At 47.2% G+C, this 19,935-nt stretch carries 18 protein-coding genes; 14 read left to right on the top strand and 4 right to left on the bottom strand.

What is annotated here, in order from left to right:
* The first annotated feature begins 196 nt into the window (after positions 1-196).
* From QVE09_RS26655 to QVE09_RS26635, 5 genes are all read left to right on the top strand, one after another.
* Positions 197-880, top strand: coding sequence for a response regulator transcription factor (locus QVE09_RS26655; protein WP_315939253.1), 684 nt, complete (start codon positions 197-199; stop codon positions 878-880).
* 113 nt (positions 881-993) lie between these two features.
* Positions 994-2,454 (top strand): HAMP domain-containing sensor histidine kinase, encoded by a 1,461-nt coding sequence (locus tag QVE09_RS26650; protein ID WP_315939252.1) that lies wholly within the window; start codon positions 994-996, stop codon positions 2,452-2,454.
* An 80-nt stretch (positions 2,455-2,534) separates the two neighbouring features.
* Positions 2,535-3,449 carry an ABC transporter ATP-binding protein gene (locus QVE09_RS26645; RefSeq protein WP_315939251.1) on the top strand — a complete coding sequence of 305 codons (915 nt, stop codon included), beginning with the start codon at positions 2,535-2,537 and terminating at the stop codon, positions 3,447-3,449.
* Entirely contained in the window at positions 3,446-4,162 is a 717-nt protein-coding gene (locus QVE09_RS26640) for an ABC transporter permease (RefSeq protein WP_315939250.1), read from the top strand. Before QVE09_RS26645 ends, QVE09_RS26640 begins: the two co-directional genes overlap by 4 nt.
* Before the next feature lies 1 nt (position 4,163).
* A complete protein-coding gene (locus QVE09_RS26635; protein ID WP_315939249.1) occupies positions 4,164-4,898 on the top strand; it encodes an ABC transporter permease in 735 nt (244 codons plus the stop codon).
* Between the two features lie 94 nt (positions 4,899-4,992).
* On the opposite strand, the gene QVE09_RS26630 is transcribed toward QVE09_RS26635, so the two are convergent.
* Positions 4,993-5,553: an acyltransferase gene (locus QVE09_RS26630; protein WP_315939248.1), complete on the bottom strand. Its 561-nt coding sequence runs from the start codon at positions 5,551-5,553 to the stop codon at positions 4,993-4,995.
* 542 nt (positions 5,554-6,095) lie between these two features.
* On the opposite strand from QVE09_RS26630, the gene QVE09_RS26625 reads away from it, so the two are divergent.
* Positions 6,096-8,804, top strand: coding sequence for a PAS domain S-box protein (locus tag QVE09_RS26625; protein WP_315939247.1), 2,709 nt, complete (start codon positions 6,096-6,098; stop codon positions 8,802-8,804).
* A gap of 258 nt (positions 8,805-9,062) precedes the next feature.
* Here QVE09_RS26625 and QVE09_RS26620 read toward each other — a convergent pair whose 3' ends face one another.
* Positions 9,063-10,016 carry an L-lactate dehydrogenase gene (locus tag QVE09_RS26620; RefSeq protein ID WP_315939246.1) on the bottom strand — a complete coding sequence of 318 codons (954 nt, stop codon included), beginning with the start codon at positions 10,014-10,016 and terminating at the stop codon, positions 9,063-9,065.
* A 544-nt stretch (positions 10,017-10,560) separates the two neighbouring features.
* On the opposite strand from QVE09_RS26620, the gene QVE09_RS26615 reads away from it, so the two are divergent.
* From QVE09_RS26615 to QVE09_RS26605, 3 genes are all read left to right on the top strand, one after another.
* Positions 10,561-11,247 carry a hypothetical protein gene (locus QVE09_RS26615; protein WP_315939245.1) on the top strand — a complete coding sequence of 229 codons (687 nt, stop codon included), beginning with the start codon at positions 10,561-10,563 and terminating at the stop codon, positions 11,245-11,247.
* Positions 11,244-12,203, top strand: a complete 960-nt coding sequence (locus QVE09_RS26610) for a serine/threonine protein kinase (protein WP_315939244.1) — start codon at positions 11,244-11,246, stop codon at positions 12,201-12,203. The genes QVE09_RS26615 and QVE09_RS26610 overlap by 4 nt, the downstream gene beginning before the upstream one ends.
* A 160-nt stretch (positions 12,204-12,363) precedes the next feature.
* Positions 12,364-12,612, top strand: a complete 249-nt coding sequence (locus QVE09_RS26605) for a hypothetical protein (protein ID WP_017690948.1) — start codon at positions 12,364-12,366, stop codon at positions 12,610-12,612.
* Between the two features lie 221 nt (positions 12,613-12,833).
* Here the strand turns inward: QVE09_RS26605 and QVE09_RS26600 are convergent, their stop codons facing one another.
* The gene (locus tag QVE09_RS26600) at positions 12,834-13,043 is read right to left on the bottom strand and encodes a hypothetical protein (protein ID WP_017690946.1); all 210 of its coding nucleotides are present in this window, start codon (positions 13,041-13,043) and stop codon (positions 12,834-12,836) included.
* A gap of 207 nt (positions 13,044-13,250) precedes the next feature.
* Between QVE09_RS26600 and map the strand changes: the two genes are divergently transcribed.
* Together map and QVE09_RS26590 are read left to right on the top strand one after the other, a co-directional pair.
* Positions 13,251-13,997, top strand: coding sequence for a type I methionyl aminopeptidase (map, locus tag QVE09_RS26595; protein WP_315939243.1), 747 nt, complete (start codon positions 13,251-13,253; stop codon positions 13,995-13,997).
* 174 nt (positions 13,998-14,171) lie between these two features.
* Positions 14,172-15,185, top strand: coding sequence for an NADP-dependent oxidoreductase (locus tag QVE09_RS26590; RefSeq protein WP_315939242.1), 1,014 nt, complete (start codon positions 14,172-14,174; stop codon positions 15,183-15,185).
* 120 nt (positions 15,186-15,305) lie between these two features.
* On the opposite strand, the gene QVE09_RS26585 is transcribed toward QVE09_RS26590, so the two are convergent.
* Complete coding sequence (locus QVE09_RS26585) at positions 15,306-15,791, bottom strand: CcdC family protein (protein WP_315939241.1); 486 nt, start codon at positions 15,789-15,791, stop codon at positions 15,306-15,308.
* Between the two features lie 217 nt (positions 15,792-16,008).
* On the opposite strand from QVE09_RS26585, the gene QVE09_RS26580 reads away from it, so the two are divergent.
* From QVE09_RS26580 to QVE09_RS26570, 3 genes are read left to right on the top strand one after another with little or no spacing between them, the layout of a single operon-like run.
* On the top strand, positions 16,009-17,163 hold the full coding sequence (locus QVE09_RS26580; RefSeq protein ID WP_315939240.1) for a HEAT repeat domain-containing protein: 1,155 nt from the start codon (positions 16,009-16,011) through the stop codon (positions 17,161-17,163).
* Positions 17,144-18,586 carry a glycosyltransferase family 2 protein gene (locus QVE09_RS26575; protein WP_315939239.1) on the top strand — a complete coding sequence of 481 codons (1,443 nt, stop codon included), beginning with the start codon at positions 17,144-17,146 and terminating at the stop codon, positions 18,584-18,586. Before QVE09_RS26580 ends, QVE09_RS26575 begins: the two co-directional genes overlap by 20 nt.
* A 53-nt stretch (positions 18,587-18,639) precedes the next feature.
* Positions 18,640-19,770 (top strand): hypothetical protein, encoded by a 1,131-nt coding sequence (locus QVE09_RS26570; RefSeq protein WP_315939238.1) that lies wholly within the window; start codon positions 18,640-18,642, stop codon positions 19,768-19,770.
* Positions 19,771-19,935 lie beyond the last annotated feature (165 nt).

The raw sequence follows: 19,935 nt of genomic DNA, 5'->3' as shown, positions 1-19,935 counted from the left end.
ATGTACTTGGTAGACTTGATTGATATAACAATCCTCCACGTTAATGGATAAGTTATAATTAGCATGTGTGGTCACGTATAGGAATTCAACATTGTTTCAACAAGACATGAATCCATATGTTATAGACAGCTTTTATTATGATGATGCTCAGATATATCATTAACCCAATGGGGACAGAAAGGAAACGAATATTCGGATGAAAACCAAACTGTTATATATTGAAGATGATACGGAAATTGCGACTTGGGTCAGAGCCGATCTGGAGGAGCGCGGTTATGAGGTGGTATGGCTGGGCAGTGGCGAAGGTGCAGCGGAGGCTGCTGTTGGTTGCTCACTCATTATTCTGGATGTCATGCTGCCCGGGCTGGATGGATTTACGGTGGGCCAGCGACTGAAAAAAGAACATCCCGCCGTGCCCATTGTCATGCTCTCGGCCAGAACGTCCATTGACGACAAATTGCATGGTCTTGATTTTGCCGATGACTATGTCACCAAACCATTTCATCCCGATGAATTGGCAGCGCGAATTGAGGTCCAACTGCGTAAGGCGGGAACTGCGGTCTCATCGGATTCAGCTCTGAAGCTGGATCATCTCTCCATCTATGAGAAGGACAACCGGATCGTCAATGAGGAGACGGGGGATGAGATTGTTTTATCGGGAAAACAGTTCCACATCTTCGCCTATCTGCTACGACATATGGGCATGATTCGAACCAAAGAGCAGATCTATGAAGCCGTCTGGAACGAGCCCTATCTGGATGGAGACAAGACTTTGATGGTACATATTCGACATCTACGCGAAAAGCTGGAGCTTGATCCGGCCAATCCGGTCGTTATTCAGACGGTCCGCGGTGTGGGATATCGTGTGAAGAAGCCATGATCCGACGGTTCAGAGCAAGGAAGACGATGAATGGAGAATGGAAAGGAGAACCGCGCATAGATCCTAAGCATAAGCAAACCAAGCAGGGCAAGCTACGCTTTGGGCGGTCCTTGATGTCCAGATATATCATCCTGATTCTGGCGGCCGTATTATTCGTGCCCGTCGTTCTGCCGATCATATCCATCATTTATGTGGTCGTGGTGAATAACACAAATACGAATCAAACGGCACCCTATGGTGATGTTACCCGGATCAGTAACCTCTGGTCGCGTGAAGCAGAAAATCTAGATGGTGCTTCAGATGAGGAAATTAAGGCCCGTTTGGAGCAATTACATGCATCTTATCCCAAATCTTCCATGTATCGTGTGAATGCTAACGGTGAAACCCTCTTCATTATCGGTGGTGAGGGTGTAACCATTCAGAAATCCACATCCCCGGACGGCAGGACAGACACAACATTGAGATGGTCACTGGACTCCGGGCAAACGGCAGAGACTCGAATTCCAGCCATATGGAATGTGAACAACACAATACAATTCATGAAAGAAGCTTCCTTTCGCGATCCATTGACTGTAGTTGCATATATTGGCGGGGCTGAACAGGACAAAGGACAGGGCTTCATGATCATTGAAGTGCCCCGATCACTTCTGCAAATGACACAGAGTAACTGGCCGATGGAGCTCCTGTATCTCGGCATTGTCATGATCATCATCTTTCTGAGCTTCATCATGATGTCGATTCTCTTCTTCGCACGCATTCGCAAACGACTTATTCGTTTGCAGACGGCCATGATGACCACGGGCAAGGAGGGCATCCCGCTTCCGGTAGATATCCGCCGGTCAGACGAAATTGGTCAACTGGAGGAATCATTTAACCAGATGGTGTATCAACTGTCCAACAGCCGCCAGCGTGAACGCGAGGAAGAACAATTACGCAAACGTCTCATTGCCGGGCTCTCCCATGATCTGCGTACCCCGCTAACGGTGATTCGTGGACATATGCATGCTTTGCACAAGGAAGAGCTGAGCGAGCAAGGTGACCGTTCATTACATCGCATGGAATCGAAGATGGAGGACCTCGGTGGGCTCATTGACAACATGTTATCCTACAATTTGCTCACAAGCGGGAAATATACGCTGAAGCTGGAAGAGAAAGATATGCTGCGGATTGTCAGGGAAACGGCGGCGGCCTGGTACCCGGTCTGGGAGAAAGAGCAATTTGAAATTGATATTGACCTGCCAGAGGAACCGCTGATCTGGCATATGGATGAACAGGGCATGCGCCGTATTCTCGATAATCTGTTCCAGAACGTGATCCGACATGCTGCCAGCGGGAAGTATATTGGCATATCGACCCAGGAGATTCAGGGTGAGACAGCCATCGTTATTCAGGATCGGGGTCCGGGAATGCAACAGGATTCCGACACCAAAGGCACAGGTCTGGGCTTATCCATTGTAGATCTGTTGATTCGTGAGATGGGACTGCGCAAGCGGGTAGACAGTTCCGATGCGGGTGTCCAGACATATATCTACAGTGGTAAGGGAAACAGTGGAAACAACCAACCGCTGAGATAGCTTTTTTAAACTAAACTTAAACTAGAGACTACTTTGGCTTTAACCTTGGAAGGTTACGATAGTTCCGAGGTGATCATACAGTGAGTGAAAATATTATTCAAACGGCGAATTTATGGAAAACATACCGGGACCGTGCAGCGGTCCGTGAACTTGATCTGCATATTAAAAAGGGAGATATTTACGGCTTCCTCGGTCCCAACGGTGCCGGCAAAACAACAACGATTCGCATGCTTCTCGGCTTAATTAAACCAACCAAAGGCGTGATCCGTATCTTTGACAAGGATATCCGCAAGGATCGCATGGATATTCTGCGCCGTGTGGGCTCATTGGTCGAATACCCGTCCTATTACGGACATCTGAACGCAGTAGAGAATCTGGAAACCTTGCGCCGCATTATCAATGTCCCGAAATCAAGAATTGCTGAAGTGCTATCCATTGTAGATCTTACTAAGGATGCCAAACGTTCAGTGAAGGGGTATTCCCTTGGGATGAAGCAACGTCTGGGGATTGCCAGCGCTTTACTGGGTGAACCGGAGCTGCTGATTCTGGACGAGCCAACGAATGGGCTTGATCCTGCCGGCATTCAGGAGATTCGGGAACTGATCAAACGCATGCCTCTGGAACATGGCATTACCGTTCTGGTTTCCAGCCACTTGCTGAGTGAAGTCGAACAGATGGCAAGCCGCGTTGGTATTATCCGTGAAGGCAAGATGGTGCTTCAGGATACCATCGCAAGTCTGCATAGTCAGACGGGTAGCTCTATCCGGTTAACGGTTTCCGAGCCGGAAGAGGCTATGAAGCTGGCGAGAGAACAGGGGCAATTTGGCCAGCGACAAGGATCTGCGTTAACGTTCCCTTATATGGATAACAGTTCAGTGGCACTGCTTGTGCGCCGATTAATTGAGCAGGATCATGATGTGTATCGTGTAGAGGAACAGCGTCAGTCGCTGGAAGATCTGTTCATGCGGGTCATTGGCGAGGGGGCTTCCATATGACCGGGCGTGCATTATCGTCAGACTGGCTCAAGATTCGGGGGAAAGGGATCTGGTTTCTTGTCTTTCTGGCCCCTCTTGGATTGACAGCGATGCAGGCGCTTAATTTTGGCTTACGGTTGGACTATCTGAAAGAGCAGTATGCAGATAACCTGTGGGGCGGATTATTGGGCAATGTGGTTGTCTTTGTGCCCTTGTCTCTGATGCTGGGAGCAACCATTCTCAGCTCCATGATTGCTAATGTTGAGCATGAACAGGGATCGTGGAAACAGTTGCTCGCGATGCCGATTTCCAGACCAGCCGTGTATTTAGCCAAGTTCTTGCTTGCTTGTGTGCTGCTGGTGATCTCCTGCCTGCTGCTAACCGCAGGAATTGTAGGTCTGGGTCTGATCCTCGGATTCCATGCCAGTGAGATCCCTTGGACACATGCGATCAAGCTGGGGCTATTGCCTTTGGCTGGTGCACTTCCGGTGTTGTCACTGGAGTTGTGGCTTACGATGGTTAACAAAAATCAGGCGCTTCCCGTCACCCTGGGCATCGTTCTCGCGATAACGGGCATGTTCTCGCTCAGTATCTCACCGAGCTTTCCGCTCGCATGGGCACAGATGGCCTGGAATGGGCCCAATCCATACCTCTATGCAGGCATGGGAGCAGGTCTTGGGATATTGATCCTGTTGATAGGTATGGTGCATTTTAGCCGGAAGGATGTGGCCTGATATGAGCTTTGCGACAACGTACTTCCGAATTTTGTCCGCTGAACGATTGAAAATGGGCAAGTCACCCATATGGCTCCTGATTCTGCTGAGTCCACTCATTGCGCTGCTCATCGGACTGTTGTCCACGCCATCGGGGAATTGGCAGGTATTGATGACCACGATGGTTTTCCTGCACGGATTGTTATTGTTACCGATGCTGACTGGTGTGTTTACGTCCTTTGTCTGCCGTTTCGAACATGCAGGGGGAGGGTGGAAACAGATGCTGGTTTTGCCACTCACACGTTCAGGTGTATATGCAGGTAAGCTGACGATTGTACTCATGCTTCTGGCGGGTACGCAAGTATTGTTGCTGATGTCCATTCTGCTGGCAGGCATGGTTCACGGCATTACGATGCCGGTACCTTGGGGATTCTTGGCGAGCAAACTGCTGCTTGGGTTGCTGGCCTGTGTACCCTTGTCTGCCTTGCAGATGTTTGTTTCCCTGGTGTGGAGCAGCTTTGCCGCACCGCTCGCGCTGAATTTTGCACTGACAGTGCCGAATATTCTTATCGTAAACTCGGCTACATATGGGCCGTATTATCCATGGGCACAACCGATGATTCTGATGACACCAATGGATGGGGGAGGTTTCGGAGCCTATAATGTACCACTGATGACAATGCTGGCAGTTGTCGGAGGCAGTGCTGTTATTTTTATTGGAATCGGCATGATGTATTTTGCAAAAAAAGAAATCTGAATAATCCATTACGCACTTGGTTATCGTAGATCAAAATCCTCTTTAAGCAAAACATGCAAAGCTCTATTGTATGTATGCTTCAGGAGGATTTTTTCTAATGTCTTACCCACCCATCATGAATGGTCAGCTCCCGAATGATTTTGGCTGGTGCCCCGGCTACAAGTGTATTTTCGGGTACATCTTTGGTTACCGTACTTCCTGCTGCCACGACTGCATTTCTGCCAATGGTCACTCCGGGCAGAATGAGCGCGCCTGTACCGATCCAGACATTATCCTGAATCACAATTCGCTTGGCAGTCTGGCTCCCGTCATCCAGAGAGTCAATCCGGTGATAGGCACTGTCAAATATGCTTGTTCGAGGACCAATCATGACGTTATTGCCGATGGTCACTTCAACGTTAGCGGCAATCCCCACACCGGCATTAATCATGACGTCATCGCCAATCGTTAATCGCGCGCCCTTGACCACGGTTAACTGGGTTCCCCAAGGTTTGCCTATGATGTTAAGTCGCTTTCCCACCTGCAAGTCACCCAATCTATTCAGATAAACCTTACCCCGAATTCGTGGCAGCAGGCCCATAGCGGGCTGAATTTTACCAAAGATGGCCAAGCCTCTTAGTTTACCGTAAGCAATTTTAACTCTGTTGGGCAGCATGATTCATCCGTCCTCTCCGTAGTCGAAAAACGTTTTTTAACGATTATAGCCTTTTTGATACAAATTGTATCGTTATTTTTACATCGAGGCATCGTAAGAGTGCTAACAAATTTGAGGAGTCTTATTCAAGGATTTGAAGTGATCCCAGAAATCTAAGGAACTTGAGACATGTTATATCCAATGAAACAACCGTTTGCAGCGTTTATATCAGGAGATTTATGGGGATTAACGTGTCTGATGTTCTTTTCGCCAGAATCAGCTGCCTTGAACTTCAAGTTTGTGAGAGGCTTACATTGATCCTTGTATAACTTGCTTGCCTTTGAAGACGCCTCCTACGTAAAATCAAAATTCCAAGTATTACATCACACATCATGTGAATTGGATCATAGATTGTAAGCAAAATGAGACGAGAATCTGGTAAAATAAAAAAAGCTGTTTCTAGGCAGGCTTACATGGTTATTCGAGGGTAGGCCCATTTTTGTAAGGGATAATTAATCCCTGCTGTTAGATGAAGAAAGTGGCTGAGAAAAGAGGGGTAAGCCTTGGATATTAATAAAACGGAAACCCTGAAGCGCATTATTTCTGAGGGAAGTTCTTACCAATCACTGTTTTTTAACCATCCGGATGCCATTTATGTAATGGACATCCATGGAAACTATATTGATGCTAATCCCTCGGTAGAGCGGATATCTGGGTATACACTGGATGACTTGATTCGTATGAATCAGAGTGAGATCTGTCCTCCGGACAGTGAAAATTCACGCAAACAATACATTAAAGAGGTACTGGCTGGACGTTCAGTCAGTAATCCCATTACTTTTTATCATAAAGATGGTTCCCTGAAACAGGCAGAGATAACGTATGTGCCTATAACGGAGGGAAAAGAAGTTGTAGGAATCTATGGCATTGCCAAAGATGTTACCGATATCCTGGAAGTGCAACGTGAGCTTAAGGAGGCACAGGAGAAATATCAGGTGCTGGCTGACCATGCACAAGATCTGATTACAACTTGTGCTACGGATGGCGAGTTATTATACGTTTCCCCTTCCGTGTACACCTTACTGGGTTATAAGCCGGAGGAAGTCATAGGAAAGTCCTTCAAGGATTATTGTTATCCGGGAGATTATCCGGACTCTATGGATCTTTCCAAGATCGGCAATGGCTGCAAGATGCGTGTGTTGCACAAGAAGGGACATTATATCTGGATGGAGACATTGGCGAAACCTGTGGCCGGAGAACGTGGGAAGACTACCCAGATTGTAAGCATCAGCAGGGATATCACCCAGCATAAAGATGCGGAAAGACGTCTTCGGGAAAGCCGTCAGCGATACAGATCGTTGTTCGAACATAACCCGGCAGCTGTGTATTCATTGAATCTGGAAGGTAAATACAGCGCAGTGAACAGCAAACTGGTGCAAATGTTGGATATTTCGCGCAATAAGCTTATTGGCCAATCTTTTTTATCCAATCTGGATAAATGCGAAGTGCAATATGGCAAACATTATTTTGACATGGTGAAGCAAGGCGAACCGCAATATTATGAGACCCGAGTCGTTAATTCAAGTGGTCGGAAGATTGAAGTATCTGTTACGAATGTGCCCATTATTGTGGATAAGGAAATGGTGGGCGTCTATGGGATCGTGTCCGATATTACCGAGCGCAAGGAATACACGGAACGGATTCAGGAGCTCAGCAAGCAACATGAGCTGATTCTCAACACGGTTACGGAAGGAATATTTGGTTTGGATGCGGATGGAATCACCATGTTTATGAATCCAGCAGCAGCTTCGATGTTCGGTTATGAGGCGAAAGAATTCATTGGAAAAAACTCACATCCCATCATCCATCACACCCGTGCAGACGGAAGTCATTTGCCACAAGAAGAATGCCCGATCCACATGACCGTGTTGGATGGACAGATACGTTCAATCAAGGAAGATGTGTTCTGGCGTAAAGATGGCAGCAGCTTTCTGGTGCAGTATCAGGTGACGCCGATTATTGAACAGGGACAGATTCAGGGTGCTGTGGTTGTATTTAATGATGTGACTGGCGAACGTGAAATTGTACGTGCCAAAGAAACAGCTGAGCTGGCAGCTCAGGCCAAGTCAGAATTTCTGTCAATGGTTAGCCATGAGATCCGGACACCGATGAACGGGATCGTGGGGATGACAGAATTGTTGATCGGTACCGATTTATCGGAAGAGCAGCGTGAATATGCCGAGATTATTCGAGACAGCGGCGATGCTCTGCTGAACATCCTTAATGATATTTTGGACTTCAGTAAGCTGGAATCCGGGAAAATGGCACTGGCTTATGAACCATTTGCATTACGCAAGATGCTGGAACAGGTTGCCGAACTGTTTAAACCGCTTGCAGATGAGAAACATCTGGAGATCAGATATCGTCTCAATCCGAGCATCCCTGAGTTCATGGTTGGTGACGCCATACGTATCCGGCAGATTCTGGTGAACTTGGTTGGCAATGCGCTCAAGTTCACAGATCAGGGAAGCATTGAGGTTGCCGTGGATATTATCAAGGGCAGAAAGCCTGAAGACAGTGTTCTTGATTTTGCGGTGCAAGATACGGGAATTGGCATCCCGGCTGACAAGCTGGATCAGTTGTTCCAGTCCTTCTCTCAACTGCATCCGGTGATTAACCGCAAATATGGTGGTACCGGACTGGGACTGGTCATCTCCAAGCGACTCGTGGAGATCATGGGAGGCAGTATCAGTGTCGAGAGTATAGAAGGGGAAGGATCAACCTTCCGGTTTGCTGTTCCAGCGGCGAGTGTAGATGCTTCAGCAGAACAGACAGCAAGTCAGTTCCATCATGATCGTACACGTCAGAGTGACAGGGTCGCCATGCGTATTCTGGTGGCGGAGGATCATCCAGTGAACCGTAAGATTTTGCGAGAATATCTGGAGAAGCTCGGATACCATGCAGATGTGTGTACTAATGGCGTAGAAGCGATTGATGCCATCTCTCAGAATGCTTATGATATTGTCCTGATGGATATTCATATGCCGGTGATGGATGGACTGAAGGCGACAGACCTGTTACACCGCCTAATTCCACGGGATCGCATACCTCCAATCATCGCAGTTACAGGCAATGCCAAACGTGAAGATAAGGAAGCTTGTCTGGAGATTGGTATGCGTGACTTTATTAGCAAACCGGTTATGCTGAGTGAGTTGAAGCGGGTGTTACAGCAATGGGGGCCAAGGGACGAACCTCAACTTGCACCGAATTGAACAACCACTCAAATTAATTTCATAACTCACTAAAATAGATTTCTGTAACTAAATATAGACAAAATGAACCGTTTTGATCTATATCTAGCCTTGATTGAAGCAGCTGAAGGTATTATGAAATTGATTCATCTGGCTGTGAAAATAATACACACAAACACGCCAATAATCCTCCTCAGATGGAGTGTTATTGGCGTGTTTGTGTTGACAGGCTTTTGAAATTGAGCCCAAGCATACAAAGTACAGCTATATACGAATGAGTTATGCCAATGACAGGCGATTGATATTACCGGATAGAATCTCACAGGAGTTATTGAATTTCTGGCGTTCCGTTGCATCCAGATTCAATTCGATAATCTCTTGAATGCCATCTCCACCGATGATTGCAGGAACACCGACGCAGACGTTGTGTTGCTCATACTCCCCGTCCAGAATAGCCGATACAGCGATGATCTTGTGTTCATCATTGAGGATTGAACGGGTGATGTGCGCGAGGGCATTGCCGATTCCGAATTGGGTAGAGCCTTTACGGGTAAAGATTTCCCATCCGGCATCCTTCGTTTTGCGTGCAATATCGTCCAGATCCAGATGTTTGAAACGCTCCTTGTGCTGATCCAAAATGTGCATAATCGGTTTACCGCCGATGGTCACATGGGACCAGGCCACGAACTGGGATTCTCCATGCTCCCCGAGAGCATAACCATGCACACTGCGTGGATCGATGGAGAAGACTTCAGATAGCAGCGTTTTGAGTCGTGAAGAGTCAATGGACGTGCCTGTGCCGATGACATGCTCCCGCGGAAGACCAGATAATTTCCATACCATATAAGTTACTATGTCAACCGGATTGGCAGCGACGACAAAAATCCCGTTAAATCCACTGTTCATGATCGGGACCACGATGTCTTTGGCAATGGACTCCGCTTCCTCCAAAATATCCAGCCTTGTCTGTCCTGGCTTGGGATTCGCCCCGGCGGTTAAGATAATCACATCCATATTGCCACAATCGGCGTACGTGCCTGCATATACTTTGGTACGGTTATGTGTGAAGTCCATGCAATGGGAAAAATCCAGTGCCTGTGCTACAGCACGGTCATACGTCCGGTCCACCATCATAATTTCCCTGCATATCGATTGATTAATCATGGAATACGCACAACTCGAACCGACAAGACCCGCCCCGATCACCGCTACTTTGCCTGATTTGCCTAACACTGCCGTTCAGCCCCCAATTAGATTGATATTTTCCGTTACTAACGCGTTCTATGTTAAGTATAGTCCTTTATTTTATGCTGGAATGTACTTCTACGTTACATAAGATAACACACGAAAAAGCTGTACAGCAATGATATCCGCTATCGCGGGAGCGTATTGGAGTAACGGAGTTAACAATATTGACATGAATAATTCATAATCATATGATTTGACGGCGTTTGCACCTGTGTCATTCGACATGACAGCATTCATGCTCGTTGTCGGATTGGGGGTTATTTGTGCGGATCATATACCTGACAAAACTTCTTAGGAATCCGCAGAAACAGAACAAAACCGCCAAAGGGATCTGCCGAGAAGCTGACGAATACATACGGACAAGCAAAAGATAAACATACTTGATCCATGAGACAGGTTGCCCCGATCCGATGACGGTTCCAAAAAGGAACGCTGAAGCCATAATGTTCTTATCCAAGAATCAATTTCATAACTCACTAAAGGTATTATGAAATTGGTTCCCAAAAGACTTCATTCCGGGAGGGAATTAATGATGATTGAAGAAGCAGGAGCAACGACGGAAACGGCCAAGAGCCTGGGCATAGGTGCCAGTACTCTTCGTAAATATGCGGCGGCACTGGAAGAACAGGGATACCGGTTCGAACGGTCCGCCAACAAATCCAGACTATTCAAGTCCGACGACATCGAGTGCATTGAACGTCTGATGACCGAACTCAGAGAGCATAATCTGCCCCTGGCTGATGCTGTGGTGACTGTATTGGCTCCAGAAGCACCTGTAGCTGCAGTACATGTAGATGTACCGGTGGTGGGAATCGAAGGTCTGTCAGAGACGGAATGTGCAGCGACAGTCATGTCATCCGTATTCCCTGAAGAACCCGAATTAACGGGTAATCTGAGATCCTATGAGGGTCTGGGGCAACTGGTAAGTGAGGTAACTTACGGTGCTGTGGAACAACAACAGGATGATCGGGTACAGCTGCTGCAACAGCGGGTCGATGAACTGGAATTAACCCTTCAGCATCTAGCAGAGACACATATGGCCCTCCAGGAACAGATGGAGAAACAGCGCCTGTGGATGAATGAGAAGTTGGAGGAAGAGCGAGATCGCGAACTCGTGACCAACTTGCGCAGCTTCCAGGGAAGAAAACGCAAACCAAAAGGAGTATCCTTGCGCATGTTGTTTGGGCTGTTGCCCAAGAAGCATAAGGAAGCTTGAGCGAGAGGCTTTTGCTCATCGTGATTTTGCATGATCGGCCTGATATAATAAGCTCCATACAACATGAAGACTGGCAACGGACTGCTCAGTATAGATACAGGCTGGGAGATCGGAAAGCTGGTGTGGGAGGATCTGTGGAGCTGCGACGAAGCTTTCAAAGATTGCTCGGATTATGGACGGACCGTCCTCGGCGGGAAGGCACGACCATTGCTGAGCGTTATACAATACAGGAATTGCTGGGTATGGGGAGCTATGGGCTGACATACCTGTGCACAGATGTCCGGACTGGCTATGAAGTGGCGTTGAAGGAGTCCAAGCCCAGCAAGGGCAGACTCTCTGTGAAGCTGTTGGAGCGGGAGGCGGACGTGATGAGACGTCTTCATCATCCGGCGATCCCTGATCTATTGGATGTGTTCACATCCGGGAGACGAAGTTATATCGTTACCGAGTGTATCCGTGGACAGACGCTGGAAGATTGCATATTTGAGCAAGGTCTTCGATATACGGAGCGGGAATGTCTGGAACTGGCAGGTCAACTGCTGGCTCCGGTGGCTCATGTACATGAGCAGGGATATATTCATGGAGATGTGCGGATTCCCAATGTTATTTTACGTGAAGGGACGGTACATCTGATTGACTTTGGCCTGGCGAGACGCTTGGGGGAGCCGTTGTTGCCGGAGCTGAAGCGACGTATGCGTGAAGTCCCTGAGCCTGAAGATGAACCGGCTACACCGGATCATGATCTGCAGGATATCGGCCACTTTCTTCTCTTTATGCTGTATTCGGCTTATGAGCCAGAGAAGGGCCGTGAACCCGCCAGTTGGCAGGAGGAACTTAAGCTTACGCCGGAATTGCACCAGATGCTCGAACGACTCCTTGGACTTCGTCCGGGTTATGAAGGCGGGGCTATGGAGTTACAGGCAGAAATTGAGAATGTGTTGCTGAAGTTACAATGAAATAAGCTTTATAGGCGGACCTACATTTATTATCCGTGACCTCTTCGTATGATATCTGCAGGGGTCTTTTCCTTTTTGCTGAAAATGCAAAACGTATCAAAACAGTGGGTTAAATGATATAATGGATAACAATTACACGTTGAAGGAGGCGATTCATCTTATGCTTAAAAAACTGGAAGGCGATCATGCCGAATTATTCAAAACATGGTTTCATAGCAAAAAAGACACCATTGTGGATATTGAAGGTAAGCATTATTTAATCAAGCCGCTGGAAAACGTGGTTCAGGAAGAAATAGAAAGTGATCTGGAGCTCAAAACTTTAATTATGCAAGCCAAAAAAGATATTTCTTCGGGTAGGGTCTACTCTACAGATGATATAATTGACGCAATTGAAAAAGGGAATTTATAGATGTTGATCCAGTGGACACCTTCAGCAAGAAAGGCTCTCGCTCAAATCAGAAGTGTTCGTTTTACTTAGCAAAATTGATACATACTGATATAGAAACAATAAGGGGTGTTCTGTTAGCCGTGTGTATGGCTAGCGAACACCCCTTTATTACATATTCATTTATGGTAGCATCTAATAAGCTGGCACGATCATTACTCTTTAAAAGCAGTCGTGAGAGCAGCTTAGCTGGAGCTGTATTTTCTGCTTTTGTAATACCCGGAACCACTGCGGCTATCACGGTATTTCACATCCGAAGAAGAATAGCGCTTGTAGGAACGCTTGCCTGAGGAACTGCTGTGACGTTTATAGGAGCGCCTGTCCGAGGAGCTGTAACGTTTGCGGTGAGATGAAGATTTGGAATCGATAAGTTTGCCGATAATCTTTTTGAACATGAGCTTTCACCCTTTCGACTTCAACTGTTTTAACCATATACGTGGTCGGATATGAAGGGGTTTCGAGTTTTTTATGGAAAATTGTATTCATTGGACAGGAGCTTGGCGTATAATAGGATGTTGCTGATTGCACGGAATTTTTTATTTTGAGCGTTTAGCGTTACAATAGAGGACAGGAAAAGATTTTAACGGACAGGAGTAGTTATTATGATTACATTGAAGACCAAAGAACAGATTGAATATATGAAAAAAGCCGGAGAAATTCTCGCCGCATGCCATAGAGAAATTGCAAAGATGATTCGTCCAGGCATTACGACACAGGAGATTGACCAGTTTGCAGAAGCTTTTATGAAGAAAAATGGCGCTACGCCGGAACAAAAGGGATACAACGGCTACCAATATGCGACATGTGCGTCGGTTAATGATGTGATCTGTCACGGGTTTCCGGGAAAATATGCACTGAAAGACGGCGATATCGTCACAATCGACATGGTAGTTAATCTGAATGGCTGGCTGGCGGATTCGGCTTGGTCATATGCCGTAGGTGAAGTGACTCCGGAAGCACAACATCTGCTGGATGTAACCAAAAACTCTCTGTACAAAGGCATTGAATTTGCCGTGGTGGGCAACCGGATCGGAGATATCTCCAATGCGATTCAAGTGTATGCAGAAGGTGAAGGCCTATCGGTTGTGCGTGAGTTTATCGGACACGGCATTGGTGAGAAGATGCATGAGGAACCACAAGTCCCTCACTACGGTCCGCCTCATCGGGGTCCGCGTCTCAAGGAAGGTATGGTTATTACGATCGAACCGATGCTGAATATTGGTACTTTCCGAAGTAAGCTGGATTCGGATGGATGGACTGCTCGTACTATGGATGGAAGTCTGTCTGCCCAGTATGAACATACGATTGCCATCACAGCAGACGGTCCTGTGATTTTGACAGCACAATAATAGCCAAAAGCAGCTACAATGTGACGATATTTGCATATTTCAAGGCGGCCCACGTTTGTGATCCGCCTGTTTCGGTTTAAACTAATAAGAAGTGATAACACAGAGCCAGTGGTAAGTGATCTCAGCTGACAAGGGTTAACCTTGCGTCCACTTGGCAACAAGGAGGTAATTTTGGTGTCTTTAAATAAACAGATCGTACTTGCGTCTCGTCCCGAAGGTGCCCCTTCCAGAGAGAATTTCAACTTCATTGATGCACCTCTTCCTGAACCGGAAGCTGGGCAAGTTCTGGTACGTACATTATATTTGTCGGTCGATCCGTACATGCGGGGCCGCATGAAAGATACAAAATCCTATGCTGCACCGTACGCGTTAAATGAAGTGATCAAGGGTGGAGCCATTGGACAGGTTGTAGAATCTTCGGAACCCAATCTGCGCAAAGGAGATCTCGTATCCGGTATGTGGGGCTGGCAGCAATATGCCTCAGTGAATACGGGGGATCTGTCGCTGATCGATACGGAAGAAGCACCAATCACGGCTTACCTGGGTGCGCTGGGCCTGACGGGTCTGACGGCTTATTTTGGTATGGAAGACATCGGCAAACCGAAGGACGGCGAAACGGTTGTTGTATCGGGAGCAGCCGGAGCGGTAGGCATGATTGCAGGTCAGATTGGTAAAATTGTGGGAGCACGCGTGGTTGGTATTGCAGGCTCTGATGAGAAATGCGCTTATTTGAAAGAAAAGCTGGGCTTCGACGTGGTGTTGAACTACAAGAAGGAGCAGGATATGTCAGCGGCCATTGAACGGGCTTGCCCGGATGGTGTAGATGTCTACTTTGACAATGTGGGCGGTGACATCTCGGATGCAGTCTTGCGCCACATCAATCGGAATGCACGTATTCCGTTATGCGGTCAGATCTCGTCTTATAATCTGGAGAAACCGGATATCGGGATGCGCCCACAGACGCTGCTGTTAACGAATACAGCATTAATGAAAGGTTTCCTGCTGGGTGACTATACGAAATCCTTTAAGGAAGGCCGCGCCAAGTTGGCGAAATGGATCAAGGAAGGTCATATCCAGTATGAAGAAAACATTGTGGATGGGTTCGAACAGACACCGGAAGCATTCATGGGCCTCTTCTCGGGAGATAATCTGGGCAAGCAACTGGTTAAGGTTGCAGATCCTGAATAGATATCGAATGGTTTACATGTACAAATTAGGTTGAAAACGAAAAGACACGTTCTGCACACCTAGGGTGCAGCAGAACGTGTCTTTTTATCTGTAAATCTGTGCGTGGTCTGCGTATGGTGACTAGTGTTCGGCAACCAGCACTTCTTTGTAGTGTTTGTACATATATACACGCCAGCGTACAATCATGCCAAAAGCCAGCAGGAAGAACAATCCGCCCGTTTGCGGAATGCTTACATATCGCTGAATGACTTCATGCAGGATCAGACGTACGGCCAGCAATCCAAGCAAGATAAAAGCAAAGCTGCGAGAACGTGTGGCAAAAATTTCTTCGCCTACTCGTTCAAATTGTGTACTGCGAATGAGGGGATAGGAGAAGAGGAACCAGCCCACCAGAAACGCAATGAATGCCCAGAGTAGAGGAACATGAGTTTCCGGTACAACAAACATAAGAAATCCTGTGCTCATGCCGAGCGGAGGAATAAGGATTTTGCGAATGGTCACCGGTCTGTGACTGGCTTTCATGCGGATGAAGATGGCAAGCAGTGCCATGACGAGCATGCCCACGGTTGCTCCGATTTGCAGGTAGTACGGACTGATTTGAGCCACGTAGAACTCCCTCTTTCTGGAATAATATGTTATTCGGAGATCCGGAACTCAGTACGAATTGCCGGAATTTTCAGTTCCTATTATATCACAAACGCAGAAAGCCGATAGAAAGCTTAGTGTATCATATACCTGATATGTATTCACAGGGTGTATTTGAAAATTTTGTATTATTGTGCCCGTTGTAAGGCCGTTTATTCGATTAAGGGGAAATCATGCAATGATTGGACAACAATGGATGTATACTAGGCTCATCGGTTCATATCATACAGGATGGCTTGCAGGTAATACAGAATGGTTGGTACATGTAGTTAGCCTCATATGTGCAAGTGTACTGATTCTTTTGCTGGTTATCTACGGTTATATCGTATGGTTGAAATATAACAGCAGACGCACGGAACAAGTTAAGACAGCACGGACACAGGAATTACTTGCAGAAGGTTCATTTCTACAGCGGTATCTGAACGAGGGCGAAATTGGCGTAGACTTATTAAATATGAGTGGAGATCAACAGATCGTTTTGCAGCAGTTGTTATTGCAAAGGCTTGCTCAAGGTCCGGCAGAGCACGAGATTCTGCGAATTCGTCTGTTATCCTGGCAAGTCTTTGGAAGTTCATACCGGTCGGTTCTGAAGACGGGAAAGTGGAGTGAACGGGTCAACACGTTGTTATATATTGAACAGTTTCATATGGTGGAGCTTCTGCCCAAGTTAGAGAATATGCTACGGGTTACCTCCTGTACACCGCTTGAACGCTTCATCATTTTGCGTATATATGCCAGAACCGGTTATTTCAGAATCGTGAAGGAATTAATGCGTGAGCAATATGTATGGTCCGATTCGCAGGTTCTGCAGATTCTGCTGTTGCTTACCGATTCATCCTGGACTCGTCTGAAGGACCATTTCAAGAATGTACCTTATCAGGTCCAGTCTAATATGGTCCATGCCATTCGTATCCGGGATGACCAGACGGATGGTGCTGTTGTTCTACTGGAGAAGCTCATTCTTGGAGAGGATGCGCTGCTGCGTACCCACGCTTATCAGGCATTGGCTCAAGTGGGCAGAGGTCGTGAAGATTTGCTGAAGAGGTTATTGCTGGTATGGAACGAATCTGGTGAGGAAAGGCAACGCCCTGAAAGACTAACAGTGACCCAACTCATGGGTACTGTTCATGCGGATGCTTTTATTCCTCGCCTGAAGGTAATGATGGGTGATCCTTCTTTTCAGATCAGACAGGAAGCGGCTAACTCCCTATCCCGGTACGAGCAAGGACTTGAAGAACTCCGGGAGACGGCTGTAAACCATCCGGATAGATATGCAAGGCAGATAGCGGAAGAAACGCTGGAAAGGATGCAGTATGGACGAAAGATGGATTGAGTTGCTGCGGAGTTTTGTTTTGGCATGTTACGAGGGTATATTTATCTATCTGGTGTTAGCGATTGTGATGTGTAGTGTTCTGGTAGTTGCTGCCGCTCGCACATTGATCCGCCGGAGGGATCTGGACCCGCTGCAATATCATGAGATGTTGGATGAAGAACTGGCTCCGGCGGTATCCCTGCTTGTCCCGATGCGTAATAGCGAGAATACGATCGTACAACGAATTAGCTGTCTGCTGGATATTCAATATGCACGCTATGAAGTTATTATCATTAATGATGGATCAGAGGATGGAACAATGTCACGGTTAAAGGAAACCTATGACCTGATGCCCATTCGGAGTAAAGTTCATTATTCGGGACTCGGTCAGGAGACGGCTCAGATTAAATGTGTCTACCAATCCAGGTTGCATCATCGTCTGATTGTAATCGACAAGGAGTATGGAGGACGAATGGACTCCCTGAATGCAGGTCTGAATATCTCGCAATATCCTTATATCGCCTCTGTTGGCCCCTGGACAGTTCTGGAACGGGATGCATTGGTGAAGATTATGAAACCCGTTATGGATGCTCTCCCAGGAGAAGAGGTCGTTGCTTGTAGTGGACGAGTAGATCTCATGGCCCCCAGAAATACGGATCATACAGATTTAACGGATAACAGCACACGACTTACGGGTAGTACGTTGTATGTAATGCAGACCATTGAATACGTGCGTGCTTTTTTGATTGGTGGTGTGGGACTTGTTCGTTACAATATTAATGTGCTTTTATTTACGGCCCAAGTATTCGGTGTATTCAAAAAGAACCGGGTGATGGAAGTTGGTGGGTACAAGCGCAATGACCAGGTTGCTCACATGGAACTGGTGATGCGGTTGCAGAAACATATGAAGCGAACTCGGGAACGTGGTCGTATTATATATATTCCCGATCCGATCTGCAGAGTAGAAGTACCGGGCACATGGCGTCAGCTGCGTGCACAGCGTACCCGCTGGTATATGCAGCTTGTGAGCAGTTTATGGGCCCAACGGAGCATGATTTTTAATCCAGCCTATGGCTGGATGGGGATGGTATCCATCCCGTATTTTATTCTGATCGAATTGCTGGGACCTGTGATGGAACTGGGAGCGATTTTGCTGTTCATTGCAGGCATAGGGCTACAGTTGGTGGATATTAACCTATGCATCATTCTTGCTCTACTGCTGGCGCTCTATGGTTCACTGTTGTCCGCAGGTATGGTAATGTTCGAAATATGGTGTTCACGCAAAGCGTACACGTCCAGAGTGGTGACGCGTCTGTTATTGTATGCTTGTTCGGAGACGTTCTGGTTCAGACCGCTGAATAATATATTCCGTATGGTTGGCATCTTGAAGGCTATGGGATTGAGGAAGGAAGAGGAGAAGGAGATCAGGAATGGATTGGGGTAATCTAACGGCAATCCTGGAAATACCTTGGAACAGAGCAAGGAGGAAGACGCTTCATGAAAAAAAGTTACAGGCCAGCCACGATGTGGACACTGGCTTGTTGTACAGTGGTATCGGTGGTGCTGGTTGTCCCCTGGATTATGTGGCAATCCCAGGCTGCGGTTCCACTGAACATCATGATTATTGACAAGAGCAGACCGGACTTGTCCTATCAGGGGCACAAGGGATTGGTCTGGCTTCTGAATCAACAGAAGATTGTACAGCACACAGGGGAATACTACTCGTATGAAGAGGATTATTACGGCTATGATATTCAGAACGGGCTTCCCCGGATGAAACAACTGCTGCCTGATGAGGTGACGGACACGGATCTGATCTATCTGACGGCTAATCGGAGCAGTCTGTCTGCACAGAAGAGTGAACGGAAACAAGACGGAATCTATGAAGGATTAACGATATATGATGTGCAGAAGATCCGCGAGGCTGCGTATAAAGGGGTAACGATTGTCGCCGAATATAGTGCACTGGCGAATACGCCTTCGAAGATGACCAAGGAGCAACTGTATCCCATCTTGGGAGTGAACAGCAGTGGATGGCAAGGGAAATCGGTATCTAATCTGCAAAGTATGGAAGAAGTCCCCCGGTGGGTTCGGGCGAATTATGAGCAACGGGAGAAGACGAAATGGTCATATTCCGGAGCGGGTATTCTGCTGGTTCATGTAGATGGGCAGGTCATAGTGCTGGAAAAAGGCTCGGATGTGAAGACAGGAAATGTACAGGTTGCATTCACGCAGGAAGGCAGGGATTGGAGCGGCATAACCCAGGATATTCATTACAGTGGCTGGTTCGATATCATTCTGCCACAACAGCAGGATTCCATATTGGCCTGGTATAAGACTGATTTGACGGAGACAGGCGAGCAGAAACTGGGGAATGCAGGAATACCTGTGGAATTTGCGGCACTTGTCCGCTACGACGACTATAATCGGTCGTATTACATGGCAGGGTCATTCGGAGAGATGAAGCATTATTCCTTCTGGCGCCGAATCCGGGGGTGGGAGGTCGTCCGCTCCAAGCTTACGCCAGATCAGAAAGATATTCCTGACATGTTCTACTGGAAGGTGTACGTGCCAGTGATGAAGCATATTTTGAATGAAGTGCAGGATGGACGGCAGCAATGGCCATAGGGTGGTTGTAAAGAGTAATGTTCGGATGGAGAGTAGCAAGCGAAAGGCCGTTCTACTGGAGTGAGGAACGGGAGATTTACATAGTAGAGAATTTCGTCGTTGTTAGTTGCAAAAGTGTTGTTGAGAGACAGGGCGGATCAAGTAAGGATCAGATTGCCAGGTGAA

Source organism: Paenibacillus sp. ClWae2A (assembly GCF_032452295.1).
Lineage (GTDB): Bacteria > Bacillota > Bacilli > Paenibacillales > Paenibacillaceae > Paenibacillus.
The sequence above is the reverse complement of the archived record's forward strand: the minus strand, read 5'-3'. Positions and strand labels throughout refer to the sequence as shown.

Excerpts from the sequence above, each read along its gene's own strand:
- QVE09_RS26575 (WP_315939239.1), top strand. The coding sequence starts at position 17,144 with ATGGACGAAAGATGGATTGAGTTGCTGCGGAGTTTTGTTTTGGCATGT.
- QVE09_RS26600 (WP_017690946.1), bottom strand. The coding sequence starts at position 13,043 with ATGTTCAAAAAGATTATCGGCAAACTTATCGATTCCAAATCTTCATCT.
- QVE09_RS26635 (WP_315939249.1), top strand. The coding sequence starts at position 4,164 with ATGAGCTTTGCGACAACGTACTTCCGAATTTTGTCCGCTGAACGATTG.
- QVE09_RS26630 (WP_315939248.1), bottom strand. The coding sequence starts at position 5,553 with ATGCTGCCCAACAGAGTTAAAATTGCTTACGGTAAACTAAGAGGCTTG.
- QVE09_RS26580 (WP_315939240.1), top strand. The coding sequence starts at position 16,009 with ATGATTGGACAACAATGGATGTATACTAGGCTCATCGGTTCATATCAT.
- QVE09_RS26615 (WP_315939245.1), top strand. The coding sequence starts at position 10,561 with ATGATGATTGAAGAAGCAGGAGCAACGACGGAAACGGCCAAGAGCCTG.
- QVE09_RS26655 (WP_315939253.1), top strand. The coding sequence starts at position 197 with ATGAAAACCAAACTGTTATATATTGAAGATGATACGGAAATTGCGACT.
- QVE09_RS26640 (WP_315939250.1), top strand. The coding sequence starts at position 3,446 with ATGACCGGGCGTGCATTATCGTCAGACTGGCTCAAGATTCGGGGGAAA.
- QVE09_RS26650 (WP_315939252.1), top strand. The coding sequence starts at position 994 with ATGTCCAGATATATCATCCTGATTCTGGCGGCCGTATTATTCGTGCCC.
- QVE09_RS26570 (WP_315939238.1), top strand. The coding sequence starts at position 18,640 with ATGAAAAAAAGTTACAGGCCAGCCACGATGTGGACACTGGCTTGTTGT.
- QVE09_RS26605 (WP_017690948.1), top strand. The coding sequence starts at position 12,364 with ATGCTTAAAAAACTGGAAGGCGATCATGCCGAATTATTCAAAACATGG.
- map (WP_315939243.1), top strand. The coding sequence starts at position 13,251 with ATGATTACATTGAAGACCAAAGAACAGATTGAATATATGAAAAAAGCC.